The sequence below is a fragment of the Rahnella sp. BCC 1045 genome (genome assembly GCF_019049615.1).
GTDB classification, from domain to species: domain Bacteria; phylum Pseudomonadota; class Gammaproteobacteria; order Enterobacterales; family Enterobacteriaceae; genus Rahnella; species Rahnella contaminans.
The window spans coordinates 17280-33559 of record NZ_JAFMOZ010000098.1 but is presented as its reverse complement, the minus strand read 5'-3'; the positions used below and the strand labels follow the sequence as shown (position 1 = coordinate 33559).

At 53.2% G+C, this 16280-nt stretch carries 16 protein-coding genes; 5 read left to right on the top strand and 11 right to left on the bottom strand.

Features of this window, described 5'->3' with window-relative positions; all coding sequences use genetic code 11:
- Positions 1 to 37: 37 nt before the first annotated feature.
- Positions 38 to 1354, bottom strand: a complete 1317-nt coding sequence (gene gntT / locus J1782_RS04155; RefSeq protein ID WP_152327567.1) for a gluconate transporter — start codon at positions 1352 to 1354, stop codon at positions 38 to 40.
- A gap of 246 nt (positions 1355 to 1600) precedes the next feature.
- On the opposite strand from gntT, the gene J1782_RS04150 reads away from it, so the two are divergent.
- The gene (locus J1782_RS04150; protein ID WP_152327568.1) at positions 1601 to 2116 is read left to right on the top strand and encodes a gluconokinase; all 516 of its coding nucleotides are present in this window, start codon (positions 1601 to 1603) and stop codon (positions 2114 to 2116) included.
- A 39-nt stretch (positions 2117 to 2155) separates the two neighbouring features.
- Here the strand turns inward: J1782_RS04150 and gntR are convergent, their stop codons facing one another.
- The 6 genes from gntR to J1782_RS04120 all read right to left on the bottom strand — a co-directional run bounded on the left by gntR (position 2156) and on the right by J1782_RS04120 (position 8188).
- Positions 2156 to 3151: a gluconate operon transcriptional repressor GntR gene (gene gntR / locus J1782_RS04145; RefSeq protein ID WP_152327569.1), complete on the bottom strand. Its 996-nt coding sequence runs from the start codon at positions 3149 to 3151 to the stop codon at positions 2156 to 2158.
- Positions 3152 to 3245: 94 nt separating this feature from the next.
- The gene (locus J1782_RS04140) at positions 3246 to 4163 is read right to left on the bottom strand and encodes a LacI family DNA-binding transcriptional regulator (protein WP_165060933.1); all 918 of its coding nucleotides are present in this window, start codon (positions 4161 to 4163) and stop codon (positions 3246 to 3248) included.
- 13 nt (positions 4164 to 4176) lie between these two features.
- Positions 4177 to 5559 (bottom strand): glycoside hydrolase family 1 protein, encoded by a 1383-nt coding sequence (locus tag J1782_RS04135; RefSeq protein ID WP_217152479.1) that lies wholly within the window; start codon positions 5557 to 5559, stop codon positions 4177 to 4179.
- 30 nt (positions 5560 to 5589) lie between these two features.
- Entirely contained in the window at positions 5590 to 6918 is a 1329-nt protein-coding gene (locus J1782_RS04130) for a PTS sugar transporter subunit IIC (protein WP_152327572.1), read from the bottom strand.
- Positions 6915 to 7238, bottom strand: a complete 324-nt coding sequence (locus J1782_RS04125) for a PTS sugar transporter subunit IIB (protein ID WP_152327573.1) — start codon at positions 7236 to 7238, stop codon at positions 6915 to 6917. The genes J1782_RS04130 and J1782_RS04125 overlap by 4 nt, the downstream gene beginning before the upstream one ends.
- A 254-nt stretch (positions 7239 to 7492) precedes the next feature.
- Entirely contained in the window at positions 7493 to 8188 is a 696-nt protein-coding gene (locus tag J1782_RS04120; protein WP_152327574.1) for a pirin family protein, read from the bottom strand.
- Between the two features lie 652 nt (positions 8189 to 8840).
- On the opposite strand from J1782_RS04120, the gene J1782_RS04115 reads away from it, so the two are divergent.
- Positions 8841 to 9338: a GNAT family N-acetyltransferase gene (locus J1782_RS04115; RefSeq protein ID WP_152327576.1), complete on the top strand. Its 498-nt coding sequence runs from the start codon at positions 8841 to 8843 to the stop codon at positions 9336 to 9338.
- On the opposite strand, the gene J1782_RS04110 is transcribed toward J1782_RS04115, so the two are convergent.
- Complete coding sequence (locus J1782_RS04110) at positions 9335 to 10540, bottom strand: MFS transporter (RefSeq protein WP_208950045.1); 1206 nt, start codon at positions 10538 to 10540, stop codon at positions 9335 to 9337. The two genes, J1782_RS04115 and J1782_RS04110, sit on opposite strands and share 4 nt — an antisense overlap.
- Before the next feature lie 168 nt (positions 10541 to 10708).
- Here J1782_RS04110 and J1782_RS26525 point away from each other — a divergent pair, with 168 nt between their 5' ends.
- Both J1782_RS26525 and J1782_RS04100 read left to right on the top strand, forming a co-directional pair.
- On the top strand, positions 10709 to 10888 hold the full coding sequence (locus J1782_RS26525) for an inverse autotransporter beta domain-containing protein (RefSeq protein WP_193333200.1): 180 nt from the start codon (positions 10709 to 10711) through the stop codon (positions 10886 to 10888).
- The gene (locus J1782_RS04100) at positions 10816 to 11193 is read left to right on the top strand and encodes an inverse autotransporter beta domain-containing protein (RefSeq protein ID WP_217152480.1); all 378 of its coding nucleotides are present in this window, start codon (positions 10816 to 10818) and stop codon (positions 11191 to 11193) included. The genes J1782_RS26525 and J1782_RS04100 overlap by 73 nt, the downstream gene beginning before the upstream one ends.
- Before the next feature lie 44 nt (positions 11194 to 11237).
- On the opposite strand, the gene J1782_RS04095 is transcribed toward J1782_RS04100, so the two are convergent.
- Positions 11238 to 11894, bottom strand: coding sequence for a helix-turn-helix domain-containing protein (locus J1782_RS04095; RefSeq protein ID WP_152327579.1), 657 nt, complete (start codon positions 11892 to 11894; stop codon positions 11238 to 11240).
- 170 nt (positions 11895 to 12064) lie between these two features.
- On the opposite strand from J1782_RS04095, the gene J1782_RS04090 reads away from it, so the two are divergent.
- Positions 12065 to 13768, top strand: coding sequence for a lysophospholipid acyltransferase family protein (locus J1782_RS04090; protein WP_152327580.1), 1704 nt, complete (start codon positions 12065 to 12067; stop codon positions 13766 to 13768).
- Positions 13769 to 13851: 83 nt separating this feature from the next.
- Here J1782_RS04090 and J1782_RS04085 read toward each other — a convergent pair whose 3' ends face one another.
- Together J1782_RS04085 and J1782_RS04080 are read right to left on the bottom strand one after the other, a co-directional pair.
- On the bottom strand, positions 13852 to 14859 hold the full coding sequence (locus tag J1782_RS04085; RefSeq protein WP_217152478.1) for an FKBP-type peptidyl-prolyl cis-trans isomerase N-terminal domain-containing protein: 1008 nt from the start codon (positions 14857 to 14859) through the stop codon (positions 13852 to 13854).
- Positions 14860 to 15079: 220 nt separating this feature from the next.
- Positions 15080 to 16276, bottom strand: a complete 1197-nt coding sequence (locus J1782_RS04080; protein WP_217152477.1) for a serine hydrolase — start codon at positions 16274 to 16276, stop codon at positions 15080 to 15082.
- Between the last annotated feature and the right edge of the window lie 4 nt (positions 16277 to 16280).

Below are 16280 nucleotides of genomic sequence, written 5' to 3'. Positions count from 1 at the left end.
CCACACGGCTCGCCTTTTTTATGCTCACAATTTGTCGTCAGACAACCATCGACAGCAACAAGCATCCGCCCAGGCCGCAGAGGGAAATAATGGTTTCCAGCACCGACCAGGATTTGAAGGTTTCGACGATGCTCAGGTTGAAGTACTCCTTGAACAGCCAGAAACCCGGATCGTTGACGTGAGAGAAAATAACGCTGCCGGAACCCACAGCTATAACCATCAGTTCAGGGCTGACGCCGGTAGTCGCAATCAACGGAGCCGCGATACCGCCTGCGGTGATCGCCGCAACGGTTGCGGAACCCAGCGCGAGACGTAAAACGGCGGCAATTGACCAGGCCAGCAGGATCGGTGATAAGTTGCTGCCATCCATCAGGGCTGCAATGTATTTCTCAATACCGCTGTCGACCAGAACCTGCTTGAACGCACCGCCACCGCCGATAATTAACAGCATCATCGCGATGATTTTGATGGAATCGGTCACGGTTGCCATGACGTCTTCCATTTTACGGCCACGGTTCAGGCCGAAGGTGAAAATGGCGATCAACACCGCGATAAGCGTTGCCATCACCGGGTCACCGAAGAATTCAGCGTACGCCAGAACCGGATGGCCTTTTGGCAGGACCATTTCGCAAACGGCGCGGAATGCCATCAAAATCACCGGCACCAGAGAAGTCGCGACGCTTACGCCAAAGCTTGGCATCTCTTCTTCAGTAAAGGTTTTCGGGTTGAACAGACCTTCCGGCACCGGTTTATCGATACCTTTCAGGAAGCGCGCAAACACCGGCCCCGCCAGAATTACCGTTGGCACCGCCAGCAGCGAACCGTACAGCAAGGTTTTGCCCATGTCCGCATGGAAAATGGTCGCGATTGCGGTCGGGCCCGGGTGCGGAGGCAGGAAACCGTGAGTCACGGATAACGCCGCCGCCATCGGCACACCGACGTACAACAGTGGCAAACGCGCAGCCGCGGCAACGGTGAAGACCAGCGGCAGCATCAGCACGAAGCCGACTTCATAGAACAGCGCAAAACCGACGATAAAACCGGTCAGCACGATGGCCCACTGAATGTGCTCACGGCCAAATTTTTCGATAAGCGTCGTCGCGATACGTTGCGCGCCGCCGCAATCCGCCAGCATTTTACCGAGCATGGCCCCGAAGCCCATGATCAGCGCCAGGCTGCCCAGCGTTCCGCCTACCCCGTTTTTAATCGACGTAATAACTTTATCGACCGGCATACCCTGCATAATCCCGACCGCCAGGGCGACCAGGATCAGCGCGATAAAGCCGTTCAGCTTAAATCGGATCATAAGTAACAACAGCAGTGCAACGCCCACCGCTACAATAACTATTGGCATATTCTTCCCCTCATGCGGTCACCGTGGCATCGTGGCCAGACAGGTGACGCATTGTTTTTAATTTTCAACATGTTGTAGGAATTAACAGTGCAACGGGTACAGACCGCGACCGCTAAAACAGCAGTGCATTCCTTTGTGATATTAGTCACATCTCCATTTGTTACCGGTATCATGATACCGGTAACATGCTAATATTAGGACTCACTACGCAGTCGAAATGTTCATTTTGGGATAGAGATCATACTTATGGCAGGACAAAGCATCATTCTGATGGGCGTGTCAGGCAGCGGTAAATCCACCGTCGGCGCGGCACTGGCCCGTGAAATTAACGCAAAATTCATCGACGGTGATGATCTTCATCCCCGCGCAAATATTCAAAAGATGGCCAGCGGTACGCCGCTCAATGACGACGATCGTGCGCCGTGGTTATTACGTCTGAATGATGCGGCTTACAGCCTGCGCCATAAAAATGAAACCGGCATTATTGTTTGTTCCGCGCTGAAACGCCGCTACCGCGACGCGCTGCGCAAAGACAACGAAGGCATGGTGTTCATCTACATGAAAGGCAGTTTTGACGTGATTGCCGAGCGCCTGAAAGCGCGCGCCGGGCATTTTATGCCGACGGATTTACTGAGAAGCCAGTTCGATGCGCTCGAAGAACCGGGCGAAGATGAGCCGGATGTCTTGCGCGTAAATATCGATCATAAGTTTGAAGGTGTGGTCGATCGCTGCGTAGCGGCCTTGAAAACATTACAGAAGTAAGACTTTCTCCTCCCCCTGCGAAGGGGGAGGAATTTTAAATCAAATACTTCCGCCTGCCGAGATGGTGAACCCTACATCCACCATCCTCGGAAAGACTTCTTCGCCGCGCAATCTTGCCAGCAGGCGTTCGGCTGAAATCTGCCCCATTCTTTCGCGCGGCGTGAGTACGCTGGCGAGCGGTGGCTCCATCGCCTGCCCCATGTTGTGACCATGGAAACCGGCAATCGCCATTTGTGACGGAATACTCAGCCCCTGACGTAAACATTCAAAGAATGCGCCCGCCGCGAGGTCATCGTTGGTGCAGAAAATACTGTCGATTTGCGGCCAGTCTTTTTGCGCCTGACGCAGTAATTCCGCACCGCCGCTGTAGCTGGATGAACGGCTGGTCATCACGCTGTAAGGCTCCAGCCCGGATTCACGCATCGCCTGCTCGTAACCCTGCTGCTTGATGATCGTACGCTCATCCTGACGCGCGCCGAAATACACCACATGCCGATGCCCGTGCGCGATGATCTGCTGCGTCATCTGCCGCGCGGCTTCGAAGTTGTTAAAACCGACCGCCAGATCCACGCACGGCGAGACGCAGTCCATCATCTCAACTACCGGAATACCGGCCACTTCGATCATTTTCAGCGTACGCGCGGTGTGATGGCGTTCGGACAAAATCAGGCCGTCAATATTGTAAGAAAGCAGTGACGTGAGACGCTGTTCTTCGCGCTCCTGGCTGTAGCCGTAGTGCGCCAGCATGGTCTGGTAGCCGTGAATATCCGTGACACTCTCGATGCCACGCAGCACTTCGGCGAACACCTGGTTGGTCAGTGACGGCAATAACACGCCAATGGCGCGACTTTTGGCGTTCGAGAGAATATCCGGGGCGCGGTTTGGGATGTAACCCAGTTCATCGAGCGCAGCCGAAATCTTTTCCTGCAAGGCGCTGGAAACTTGTTCGGGATTGCGCAAATAACGGCTGACCGTCATTTTGGTGATGCCCACTTTGTCGGCAACATCCTGGAGTACGGGCCTTTTTTTCTTCACGTTTTTCAATGAACTGGGTTAAGGGGATCAGAGCGTAATGGTAGCAAACAATCGCGCAGGCGGATATCCGTTGCTGCGCGACATGAGATGTGGGTCAGAAAGGGATAGAAAGCTGCCCGCGAACCGGTGCGCCCGCGTTCGCTGAAAATTGCCCGGCGAGCAGCGCCATGGCGGTTTGCGCCAGCGTTTCCAGCGGATACGTGATGGCCGGAACGGCGGAAATCCCCGGCGGCAACGTGCTGTCGAGACTGAAAACCATCACGCTGGCGGGCACGGCGCGCCCGTGTTGCGCGAGCTGGCGTAGGGCGTCCTGTGCGCTGGCATCGTCCGGCACCAGCAATGCGTTGAACGGAACGTTTTGCGCCAGCAACTGCGTAAGCGCCTGTTCGCCACTGTGGACCAGCCGCCGGTCGTACGGCAGCAGGAATTTTTCCAGCGCCTGATGATAACCCTGCAAGATTTGCCCTGCGGTTTCGCCGTTTTCTGCATTAATCAGCGCAATCTGCCTGCGTCCTTGCTGCAAAACATACTGGCAGGCTGTTTCGGCGGCAAAGCTGCGGTCAAAGTGAATGCTGCGGTCGGAATCTTCATCCAGACAATCAATAGTAATCACGTTTTCCGGCAATGGCGGCAGTTCAAAGCGCGCGCCGATAACGATCATCGCATCGCATAATCCTCTGCCGATTTCGTTAACTGAATGCGCCAGACCCGCCGCATCCGTGGCGAATCTCAGCAGCAAATATTTCTGGTTTAGCCGTAATTCTTTTTCCAGCGCGTGCAGATAACCGGTGGACTGGTTGATGTTTTCTGCCGCGCAAATCACCCCGATACAGCCGGTGGACTGCGTGGACAGCGACTGCGCAATCACGCTCGGTTTGTATTGCAGCGTTTCCACCGCCTGCATTACGGCCAGGCGGCTTTCTTCTTTGACACCGCGGCTGCCACTCAGGACACGGGACACCGTCGCTTTCGACACCTTCGCCAGCCGCGAAACGTCGTTAATGTTTGCCATGTCTTTCCTTGTGTTAATCGAAACCGTTATTTTCAGATACCGCCGCGAACCATTCGCCGCTTTTCTTCACCGTCCGTTTCTGCGTTTCCAGATCCAGCTGGACGAAACCATACCGGTTTTTATAGGCATTCATCCATGACCAGCAGTCAATAAATGTCCACATATGATAGCCGAGACAGCCGCTGCCTTCCTGCAACGCACGGTGCAGCCATTTCAGATGTCCGCTGACAAATTCTATGCGGTAATCGTCCTCAATCCGTCCGTCTTTTTCGAAGCGCAGTTCATGCTCAACGCCCATGCCATTTTCAGAAATGAAACAGCGCGGATTGCCGTAGTTTTCACGCAGATTAGTGAGGATATCGTAGATCCCCTGCTCGTAGATTTCCCAGCCACGGTGCGGGTTCATTTTGCGCCCCGGCATGACATAGTTATCAAAGAACCATTCCGGCATAAACGGACTTTCTGGATTGACCATGCTGTCGCGGCACTGAATGCGGCGCGGCTGGTAATAGTTTATGCCGAGCAAATCCACCACGCCCTGTTGCAGTAGCGCTTTATCACCCGGTTGACAGGCCGGCAGCTGATCGTGTTTTTTCAGCAAATCTACCAGTTCCTGCGGATATTCACCGCGCAGCGCCGGGTCAAGGAAACTGCGGTTAAACATCAGATCCGCAATATTCGCCGCTTTCAGATCTGCCGGATTTTGTGAGCGCGGGTACGACGGCGTCAGGTTAAGAATGATGCCGATTTCGCCGCCAGGGTTGCGGGCGCGATAGGCTTTCACCGCCAGAGAATGCGCCAGCATGGTGTGGTAAGCCACAGTGGCTGCACGTCTGAAATCCACCACATTCGGATAATGGAAGTCATAAAGATACCCGCCTTCCACCGGCACGACCGGTTCGTTGAACGTAAACCAATGCTTCACGCGATCGCCAAACAGCTCAAAACACGTATCGGCGTATTTAGCGTAAGCCTGAACGACATCACGGTTTTCCCAGCCGCCGATTTCCTGCATCGCCATCGGCATATCGAAGTGGAACAGATTGATAAACGGCTGCACGCCCTGCGCCAGCATTTCGTCGATAACCTGATTATAAAATGTGACCGCTTCCTGATTCACTTCACCGCGTCCGTTGGGGATCAAACGCGCCCAGGAAATCGATGTGCGGAAAGTGTTGTGGTTCAGCTGTTTCAGCAGCGCGATATCTTCGCGCCAGTTTTTATAAAACGTCGATGTGTCCTGCGGGCCGACGTCGTTATGGAAACGCGTCGGTTGCTGCGAATACCAGTGATCCCAGACCGTCGCACTTTTACCGTGGCTCAGGGTTTCACCTTCCGTCTGCGGCGCAGAACTGGCACTGCCCCACCAGAACTCTTTTGGAAATGCGTATTTCATCGTTATCCTCGCTGTCCGTTGCTTTGCGTTTTAGCTGTTGACCGGTACGGCGTTACCCGCCGTTTGGGCACCGGCCTTTTCCGCTTCCTGTTTGAGTAATGTGCGTTCGTACGCTTTCAGGAACGGGTAATACATTACTGCTGATAACACCATACAGAACAGGCACATAATTACCGGACTGAATGCCCAGTTTGCGGCCCATGACGCACCAATTGGCGCAGGCGTTGTCCAGGGTGTGAGCGACACCACTTGCGCGACCCAGCCGAGTTTTGTGGCGGTATACGCGAAAACGGCGTTGAGCATCGGCACTAAGGTGAACGGCAGGAAAAACACCGGATTCATGATAATCGGCGTGCCAAACAGGATGGGTTCGTTGATGTTGAAGAAGCTCGGCACCACGCCCATTTTACCAATGGTGCGAAGATGCACAGCCTTGCTGCACAACAGCAATATCGCCAGCGGCAGGGTCGAGCCGACGCCGCCAATCAGCAGATAGTGATCCCAGAAACCTTGCAGATAAATGTGCGGCAGCGGTTCGCCTGCCTGTAACGCGGTCTGGTTCAGCGCAAGATTGGTCATCCAGAACGGGTTCATAATGCCGGTGACAATCAGCGCGCCGTGAATACCGGCGAACCACAGCACCTGACAGATAAATACCGAAATCAGAATCGCCGGCAGGGAATCAGACGCAGAAACCAGCGGCGCGAGCAGATGCATAATCGCTTCAGGAATAATCATGCCCGTGGCGGACTGAATAAACAGGTTCAGCGGATGCAGCGTGGCGACAATCACGACGACCGGGATCAGGATTTCAAACGAGCGCGCCACGCCGGTCGGGACTTCTTTTGGCAGGCGGATTGTAATGTTGCGACGTTTGAGCAGCGCATAGACTTCGGCGGCGTAAATCGCCGTCAGGATCGCAGTGAAAATGCCTTCACCGGAGAAATACTGCGTTGAGATTTGCTTGTCATGGTAGGGCGCAGCGACCAGCAGAAAGGCCATAAACGCCAGCAGTCCGGTCATGATCGGGTCGAGTTTGTAGTGTTTTCCGAGACTCGCGCCGATACCGACAGAGATGAAAAAAGTCATCACCCCCATGCTCAGATACCACGGCAGCATCAGCTGTTCGCGGTATTTCAGCGACAAATCCAGCCAGCCACGCGCGAAACCCCAGGTGGTGTCCGGTGAAAATGGCGGAAAAATGAAGACCAGCATAAACGAGCCGATAATCATAAAAGGCAACGCCGCGATAAATCCGTCACGAATGGCGATCACATGCCGCTGCTGACCGACGCTGCCCGCCAGCGGCGTGATGTGCTTTTCGATGACGTTAACCATCGCCTGATAAAGGCCACTCATACGCGGCTTCCTTCCTGTGCGATCAGGCCGAAGGCGAAGTCGAGTACGTTGTCGCCGCGCTGCATGCCGTAATCCATCATGTTGATGACTTCGACCGGAATATTGAATTCTGCGGCCCTTTTGGATAAATCAGCCTGCATATAACGCACCTGCGGCCCGAGCAGCACCACCTGATAATCACGGAATTTCTCGTCAAACTCGCTGGCCCCGAACGCATCAATCTGCACGTCTTCGCCGCGCTGCGCAGCAACCTCTTTCATTTTGCGAACTAATAAACTGGTCGACATTCCCGCCGAACAACAAAGCATGATTCTTTTCATTTTTGCTTCACTCCCAGATGATTTATGTTCTGCCCGTTTCTCTTGCTGAGGGTATTTGAATCACTTTGGAAACCGGTTTCCATAGAACAGAAACCAATGTGCGAAGGGGGTCAAAAAATTGCCGGTCGATTTGTTGCGGGTGTGAATGCCGTCACGAAGCTGAAAGATTCAGCAATGCAAACGCGGGGAAAAGGACTAAGGGACAAAAACAAAAAAGGCGACCGGAGTCGCCTTTAGCGGAGTGCCAGAAATCATCAGACCGGTGGCAGGTCGAAAAGCAGAATTTCACTGTCTTCATCGGCGTGAACGGACAGCGCCGTTTCATCCCAGATCGCCAGCGCATCGCTCGGCCCGGCTTTCTGGCCATTGATGGACACCGTGCCTTTCACCACCTGGATCCACACGCGGCGTTCAGCCTGAATCTGATAAACAGACTGTTCGTCTTTTTTCAGCGCCCAGCGGGACAATTCCATATCCTGGAAGACTTTCAGCGAACCGTCACGGGCGTCCGGAGAGAGCACCAGCTGGCGGCCCTGCGGAGCGTCAAACATGCGTTGTTCATAACGCGGTTCCAGCCCTTTTTGATTGGGAATAATCCAGATCTGATACAGGTGCAGTTTACGGTCACTGTTGCCGTTGTACTCGGAATGCGTCACACCGGTCCCGGCGCTCATAATCTGGAATTCACCGGCCTGAATCTGCTCTTTATTGCCCATGCTGTCCTGATGTTCCACAGTGCCTTCGAGCACGTAAGTCAGAATTTCCATGTCTTTGTGCGGATGCTTACCAAAACCCTGCCCCGCATCGATGAAATCTTCATTGATCACCCGCAGCGCGGAGAAGCCCATAAAGTTCGCATCGTAGTAATCGGCAAAAGAGAAGGTATGCCAGCTTTCCAGCCAGCCGTGACTTGCGTGACCGCGTTCTTGTGCTTTGCGTAAGTAGATCATGTTCAACTCTCCTCAATGTTTTCTCTAGTCTAGTCAACGGCTGAGAATAAGAAAGCGTAAAAACTTCACCCCTCTGTTCAAAAAATATGAACAAATGCAGATGATTAAATCCAAAGGATTTGTAGAAGACATGAGAAGGATTTGGAAAAGAGAAAAGATGTGTTTTTTTCGAAATAGTTCGTGTTATGGGAAGGCGGCAAGAAAGTGAATCCCGATGAGCATACATAAGTATGTGATTCGGGTGAGAGCACGTAGCCAACGCATCCACAGCGCGAAATAGGAAAGCAGTTTTTCCGAAATAGTTCGTGTTGTGGGAAGGCGGCAAGAAAGTGAATCCCGATGAGCATACATAAGTATGTGATTCGGGTGAGCGCACGCAGCCAACGCATCCACAGCGCGAAATAGGAAGGAAAAAAAAAGCCAGCACCCGGCTGGCTAAGTAATACTGGAAGCAATGTGAGCAATGTCGTGCATTCATGGGGACCCGTTTGACCTTGGTGTGAGGCCATCCCCGGAACGCATGGCAATAATAATCATTATCATTCGCACTTGTAAAGCATTTTTTTTCACCAAACATTCGATTGACAGTTTTCCTATTCCTGATAAATGTAGAGGATATTCAAACAGTAACCATAAAAAGAGGAGTGTCGCCATGAGCGAAATAGTCATACGTCACGCTGAAGCCGCAGATGCAGAGGCGCTTCAACACCTATACGCTCAGGTTCCTGTTTACAGCGACACTCTCCAGCTCCCTTATCCGCCCGCCTCGCTATGGGAAGACCGTCTGGCAAACTCTGCGCCGGGAAGATTCGCGCTGGTGGCCTGCATTGACGGCAAACTCGTCGGCAATCTCACGCTGATGGTCGAGCAACCGTGGCGGCGACGTCATGTGGCGACCTTCGGGATTGGCGTGGATACCGGCTTTCAGGGGCGTGGTGTGGGCAGCAAGTTGCTTGAAGCGGCGCTGGAACTCTGCGACAAATGGTTGCAGGTGAAACGCGTCGAACTGACGGTGTATGCCGATAACGAGGCAGCCATCGGGCTGTACAAGAAGTATGGTTTTAGCATTGAAGGCCGCAGCCCGTACTACGCCCTGCGCGACGGCGAACTGGTGGATACGCTGCATATGGGGCGCATCCGCGGCGTTTAATCTGTCCTGACGGAGGCGCTGGTTTCGCGCGGTAAACGCCGCAGAACCAGCGCCATCGCAATAAACACCAGCAACGCAGAACCGAGGTAAATCGAATCAATTCCGGCCTGCGCCATCAGCATTCCCGCCAGCGGGCCGGTAATTCCCAGTGACAAATCCAGAAACGCAGAATAGGTCGCCAGCGCGCTGCCCTGATTGTCCTGCGGCAATTTCTTAACCGCCACCACGCCGAGCGCCGGAAAGACCAGCGAGAAGCCTGCGCCCGTCAGGAATGCGCCCCCCATGGCGACCAGCGCCGTCGGGGCGAAAAAGACCAGGATCAGCCCCATGATTTCAACAACGAAGCACGCCAGTGCAACGCGTAAGCCGCCAAATCGGTTGATACAATTCGGGAACAGCAACCGCATGCCGACAAACGCTGCACTGAAAAATGTCAGCGAGAACGCTGCGCCGGACCAGTTTTTAGCATCGTAAAACAGGGTGATAAACGTGGCGATCACCCCAAAGCCGGTGGAAGCCAGCGCGAGCATCATGCCGTAGGGCAAAATTTTCCCCAGCACCTGGCTGAACGGAATTTGCGTGACGGGTTTCCCCGCGACCGGCGGTTTACGCCACGCCACCAGTAACGCCGTCAGCGCTACCAGAATAATGCACACCGACAACAGCGTCAGGCCGCCTAGGCTGAAAATTCCCACACCGAGCGGCGCGCCAATTGCCATCGCGCCATACGTCACCACCCCGCTCCACGAAATCACCTTGCCGATATGCAGCGAACCGACCACGCCGATGCCCCAGAGCGTCGAACCGGTTCCGGCAAAACTTTGTCCCGCGCCCAGCAGTAAACGCCCGACGCACAACAGCGTCAGGCTGGCCGCCGGTGACGCGTCCATCCATAACGCCAGCAAATAGAACACGCCGCTAAGCAGGCAGCCGCTGAGCCCGAGCATCACCACGCGCTTTGGCCCGACTTTATCGGCGTAACGCCCGGCGTGCGGACGGCTCAGCAGCGTCGCGAAGTATTGCAAGCTGATCACCAGCCCCGCCCAGAACGCGCTGTAACCGAGATGATCGTGGACATACCCAGGCAGAATCGCCAGCGGCAGGCCGATCGTCAGGTAGTTAGCAAAGTTGAAAACCAGAATGGAGAGGATCCGTAATGTGGTTTTTGAAGACGAACTTTCGGGCAAAGCGGGAGCAGGCATGGAAATCGACGTCTCACGAAGAAGGTTCTGGCATGTTGCAAAGCCGTAAATGAGTCTTGGACTTTATTAGCAATAGGTTGTTTTAGCAACAAATTGAAACACCGATTTAAGAGCCCCGGAACCGCTACCTTTCTGGAGAATGGAGAACCCGGCCATTTAGGTTCTGAAGTGTGCACGAATTTCTTAAAACTTAGCGGAAACTATTCTATTCCTTTGTCTGCGTGGAAAGCGTCAGCGGACTTCGATAATGACGAAGAACGTCCGGCTCCCGATCTATTTACCTTGTTATCCGCAATCAGGTTGCGCTTTTTGGCACCGACAGTTTTGAGGAAGACCCGACCTCTGTGACGCTGGGCGTGGATTACACGCCGGTGCCTTTGGTGACGATCGGCGCGGGATATAAACAAGGTAATTCTGACCAGAATGAAGTCACGGCGAATATCAGTTTTGATTACCCCATCGGTACGCCGCTTTCGAAACAGCGGGATGCCTCTGCGGTTGCCGATATGTGCACGCTGGCGGGCAGCCGGATAGATTTTGTCGACCGAAACAACGATATCGTGCTGGAATACCGGCACTATCACCGTCATCGAACATCAATGCCGGTAACAATAACCAGCCAGACACCGATTAATTATCTGAGGATAATTTAGAAGGCGTCGCCTGTCTGGAAAATTAAACAACACCGTTGCATGTTTTAATATTCCCGAGGGAATTTTTTGAGGATAGCAATAAGCTTGCCGTTCTCAATATTAATATATTCACCCTGCCGTAAATCGGACAAAATTTTCATCACACCGCTACGGGCCAGGTGAGTGTGCTCATGAATATAATTAAAAACGCTGGTGCGTAACCGTTGCTCAGGCGGCATCAATTCCAGTTCAAACAGGAAAGCGCAGACGATCTGATACGTTGATTTGCTGATCAGCAAATTGGTCCGGTAGGCCTGAAAGTCACTGAGGTACGTCTGGAAATGCAGGACTTCTTTGAACAACTGATGTTCGCTGACAAGTTCCATCGCGCGGGAAAAAGGTAACGTTTCGAGTACCGCCCCTTTTTCACTTCTGAACTGATAAAGGTTATAGCGGAACGGTGAACCCTGCATGCCAAATAGATTTGGCGCAGCGGCTCTGACAAAACGTAAGTTATCGGCAGTACGGTAAATATTCAGCGCGCCGTCTAATACTAAAACTACTTTTGCCTGTTCCTTTACCGGGTTCAGTTCAATAACAGACTCTTTTCCCTTTATCTCAAGAGGGGCGGACGCCGTGCGGAAAGCCGCAATGAGTTTATTAATGGCTTTAGTCGGTTTTGACATAGGGAGCAATAAATCAGGAACAGGTTTTTTGTCCATTTCGAATTCCCTCCCCTGAGTTGTTGATTTTACCTACACACTATAGTCCGGCGCGGGCACTATACGGAAATAATTCAGCGCCGGAAAGGTTCGTTATTCTGTCATTTTACTGACACATCACTGTCACACCGGCTGACTATGGTCAGATGACTTCAACCGGAGGACATCCTATGTTCAGCATGGATACCCTGTTTCAGGATCTCGACCCGCAGCACAAGACCCCTTCCTGGCAACGCCGTCTCCTAAAAGCCCTGTTCCGCGAAAAAGAATTCCACCGCTTTGCCGAACAACATCAGCATCTGAAAGGCATTGATATGGCCGAACAGGTGCTGGAGCATTTTAATATTCGCTGTGAACTGACGGAACGCGACCGGGAACAAATCCCAAGCTACGGGCCGGTAGTTATCGTCGCCAACCATCCGATCGGAACGCTCGACGGGCTGGCATTATTGCACGCAGTGGCGTCTGTACGCCCTGACGTCAAAGTGGTCGCGAACCAGATACTGTCGCTGGTGACGTCGCTCGGCAGCCTGATGATCCCGGTTGATAATATGGGCAATCGCACCCGACGCAATCAGGTCACGCTGATGCAGGAGCATCTGGTGAATCAGGGCGTGCTGATTGTGTTTCCGGCCGGTGAAGTGTCACGCATGAGTTCGAAAGGCGTGCGCGACGGCAAATGGCATACCGGTTTTATCCGCCTTGCTGCCAAAGCCCGTGCGCCGGTAGTTCCGGTGCATATCGGCGGCAGCAACAGCGCGCTGTTTTATCTCAGCTCAATGATTTACCGCCCGCTCAGCACGTTATTGCTGGTTCATGAAATGTTCGGGCAACGCGGTAACAGCCTGACGCTGAAAATCGGCGCGCGCATTCCTTATTCCAGCTGGCACGACGGACAAATGACGGCGGGCGATCTGGCCGCGCGTTTCCGAAAACACGTGTATCGCCTTGGCAGCGGAAAGCCTGAGCTGTTTCATACCGAAACGTCGATTGCCCGCGCAGAAGACCGCGCCGTGCTGAAACATGCGCTGGAAGCCAGTGAAGTGCTGGGCAAAACACCCGACGGCAAAATGATTTATCTCTATCGCCGCCACGGCGAAGATTACGTGCCGATACTGCGCGAATTGGGGCGGTTGCGCGAAATTGCGTTCCGCGCCGTAGGCGAAGGCAGCGGCCGTCGTCGCGATCTCGACAGTTACGATGACGATTATTATCACCTGGTGTTGTGGGATCCGCAGGCGCTGGAAATCGTCGGCGCTTACCGGTTTATCCCGACCGCCGAACAGGTCGCCAGCAAAGGCCTGAACGGCATTTACAGCCAGAGCCTGTTCCAGTACGGCCATCAGATGGACCCGATTCTCGCACAGGGCATTGAACTCGGACGCAGCTTTATTCAGCCAGCGTACTGGGGCAAACGCGGGCTGGATTATTTGTGGCTCGGCATCGGCGCGTATCTGGCGAAATATCCGCAAACGCGTTACCTGTTTGGCCCGGTGTCGATTTCCGGCGGCTTACCGCTGGCCGCACGCGATTTACTGGTCACCTTTTATCGCCTGTATTTCGCGCCCGCCCTGCCGCTGGCGACGTCACGCCGCCCTTATCCGGCATCTTTGCCCGACGTGCTCGCACAGTTTTGCGGTGATGACTATCAGGAAGATTTGCAGCGTCTGAAACGTCTGCTGGCAAACCTCGGTTGCAGTATTCCGGCGCTGTATAAGCAGTATTCAGAACTTTGCGAAACCGGCGGCGTGCAGTTTATTGATTTCGGCAGCGACCCGGAATTCAACCACTGCATCGACGGGCTGGTTCTGGTGGATCTCAGTCAGCTGAAACCGTCTAAGTTTGAACGCTATATTGCGGTGCACCAGGGCTAATCCCTTGTTATGAAACAAAATTCTGACACAAAAAAAAGGGCACCCTCTGTATAAACAAGGGCGCCCTTTCTTATTCATCCGGATTACTGTGCTTTATTCACATCCACCACGGTAATGGTGTAGATCACCACTACGTCCGGCCGATTTGCGTCACTGGCGTTTTCAACGGCAACAGGCGGAATGACCACCTGAATCTCACCGCCTTTGCGAATCAGTTTTACGCTGTCGCGCAGAACCGGCGGCATATTCGCCACGCGGAAGACTTGATTGGCATTCTCAACCTGCGGGCCGTCTACAATGGTGCCATCCACCAGTTTGCCCTGATAGCCAACTTCAACCGTATCGGTATCTTTGAGTACGTTGCCCTCGCCTTTGTTTTTAACCAAGTACAGCAAACCTTGTTTGGTCTTTTTCACGCCATCTTGTTTGGCGAAATCAGCGAGGAAGGCTTTATCCGCGGCACTCTTTTTATCCATTTCTGCTTTCGTCAGGACTTTGACCTGTTCATCAAACGCCGTTAGCGTCGTGTGAATGTCCTGATCGCTCATTTTCACCTGATTATTAAAGGTGTCTGCGATCCCGGCCAGCATGATGTCTTTGCTCATGGTGATGTGCAGCGCTTTCTGCTGCTCAATCTGTTCTTCAATGTAACGCGCCATCGCGACACCGCTGGCGTAAGCCCGTTTCTGCTCTTCGCTGTCGAGGCTGAACACTGGTTTTACCGGCGCTTTCGGTTCTTCTTTCGCCGCAGGAACGGTGGCTGCCGATGTCGGTAAAACGGTCAGCGGAGCCGGAATTTCGGTAACAGCGGGGGCGGATTTTTCAGATGCTACCGGAACAGGTTCAGTGGCAATAACAGGTGCCGGTTTTTCAGATGCTACCGGAGCAGGTTCAGTGGCAACAAAAGGTGCCGGTTTCTCAGGCGCTGCCGGAGCAGCTTCGGCGGCAGCAACAGCAGCCGGTTTTTCAGGTGCCGCCGTTACGGCAGGTTCCGTAGTGACAACCGGCGCGGGATCAGCGGCAACGGCTGCGCCGGACAACATCAGTAAGCCGGCAAGGCAGGCGTTTTTTTTACGAGTCAGGGAGAACATAACAGTCCTTTGCGAAAAGAGAGTCCCCGCAGGGCATGATAATTTTCAGGCAGGTTATATTATTTTCGGAAAAGAAATATCTGATTCGGCGCAAGACTGTCGGAAAGAAACTATAAAACTGTTATGAAACAATCCCCCCTTCTGAATTCTAATATGTAAAAATTTTTATTTACATAAATCAGTCAGATTATTCAGCACGCACACATTCACGAAAACAATATCAATGGCACTTCCCGCGATAATCATCGGCCATCGCCATTCTCAGCAAAAGATCATGACCAATATAATTGCTCCAGTTAAAGGTGTTTTGTAATACCACCACGGCATTCTGATGTTTTTTATCAAAACCAATATAACTGGAATAGCCGCCGATATAGCCGACCTGATACGTAATCGTTTGATGGCTGATGTGATCCGTCACCCACGCGATATTCGCCGCCTCGATAGCTCGCTGGAAATATACTTTTTCCGTGTCGCTGATCGCCATGTTGAGATCACCATTTTTTGAGCCATCTATGTGAGCACGCAGGTACTTAAGCAGGTCGTCCACATTGCTGTACAGGCTGGCGGCGGCCACCATGTTATTGGAGAAATGCCAGTCAGGCACCACTTCGCCGCGCGGGATAAATTTCGGCTGATCGCCCGCATGCCCGATGGCGCGGTAAGGATAGTCTTTCAGGCGCGTCGCATAAAAACTGGTGTTATCCATCTTCAGCGAGCGGAAAATAAAATCATAAGACAGTTGCTGGATGTCTTCGCCGGTTTTCAGTTTGAGAATATACCCCAACAGCGCGTAGCCTAAATTGGAATACTGCGGCTCGCGCTTCTCCGGCTTTGTAAACCCTGACAGATCGTTGACGACGGAATCGCTGTCCAGCTCGTGATAGAAATTGTCGCCGGTGTAGAGATAGCGGAGAAAACTCTCCAGCATGTCTTTATTCATGTTTTGTCGCGGCAGACCGGACGTGTGTGTCGCCAGCTGCAACAGCGTGATGTTTTTCGCATCCTCGCTCAGCGGGATATTTTTCGGCAGCAAATCGGAAAGTTTATCGTCCCAGCGCAACTGGCCTTTATTGACCAGCCCGGCCACCACTTCGCCGGTCACGCCTTTACTCACAGAACCCAGCGCGAACAGGGTTTCCCCGTCGATTCTGTAGCTGTGGGTGGAATTAGTGTAGCCGTAGCCCCAGGTTCTGGCCTCGCCGTTGTTTCTGATAATGCCTATCGCAAGGCCCGCCGCTTTCTCTTTTTTCTGATACTGGCGGACAACGCCATTAACCATCTCATCGAGATCGCCCGAACAGGCCAGCGCCCGCACGGCATCGGGATGCTCTTTCACCTGCATGTCAGATAACGTCCCGCAGGATGTCAGAAACAGGGGGGACAAAATGAAGAAACGGTGAAATCCCCCTGTCATGTGG

Bases quoted from the DNA above. Each gene is read 5' to 3' on its own strand.
- J1782_RS04095 (WP_152327579.1), bottom strand. From the start codon at position 11,894: ATGGACAAAAAACCTGTTCCTGATTTATTGCTCCCTATGTCAAAACCG.
- gntT (WP_152327567.1), bottom strand. From the start codon at position 1,354: ATGCCAATAGTTATTGTAGCGGTGGGCGTTGCACTGCTGTTGTTACTT.
- J1782_RS04120 (WP_152327574.1), bottom strand. From the start codon at position 8,188: ATGATCTACTTACGCAAAGCACAAGAACGCGGTCACGCAAGTCACGGC.
- J1782_RS04090 (WP_152327580.1), top strand. From the start codon at position 12,065: ATGTTCAGCATGGATACCCTGTTTCAGGATCTCGACCCGCAGCACAAG.
- J1782_RS04115 (WP_152327576.1), top strand. From the start codon at position 8,841: ATGAGCGAAATAGTCATACGTCACGCTGAAGCCGCAGATGCAGAGGCG.
- J1782_RS04080 (WP_217152477.1), bottom strand. From the start codon at position 16,276: ATGACAGGGGGATTTCACCGTTTCTTCATTTTGTCCCCCCTGTTTCTG.
- J1782_RS04130 (WP_152327572.1), bottom strand. From the start codon at position 6,918: ATGAGTGGCCTTTATCAGGCGATGGTTAACGTCATCGAAAAGCACATC.
- J1782_RS04085 (WP_217152478.1), bottom strand. From the start codon at position 14,859: ATGTTCTCCCTGACTCGTAAAAAAAACGCCTGCCTTGCCGGCTTACTG.
- J1782_RS04135 (WP_217152479.1), bottom strand. From the start codon at position 5,559: ATGAAATACGCATTTCCAAAAGAGTTCTGGTGGGGCAGTGCCAGTTCT.
- J1782_RS04140 (WP_165060933.1), bottom strand. From the start codon at position 4,163: ATGGCAAACATTAACGACGTTTCGCGGCTGGCGAAGGTGTCGAAAGCG.
- J1782_RS04110 (WP_208950045.1), bottom strand. From the start codon at position 10,540: ATGCCTGCTCCCGCTTTGCCCGAAAGTTCGTCTTCAAAAACCACATTA.
- J1782_RS04125 (WP_152327573.1), bottom strand. From the start codon at position 7,238: ATGAAAAGAATCATGCTTTGTTGTTCGGCGGGAATGTCGACCAGTTTA.
- J1782_RS04150 (WP_152327568.1), top strand. From the start codon at position 1,601: ATGGCAGGACAAAGCATCATTCTGATGGGCGTGTCAGGCAGCGGTAAA.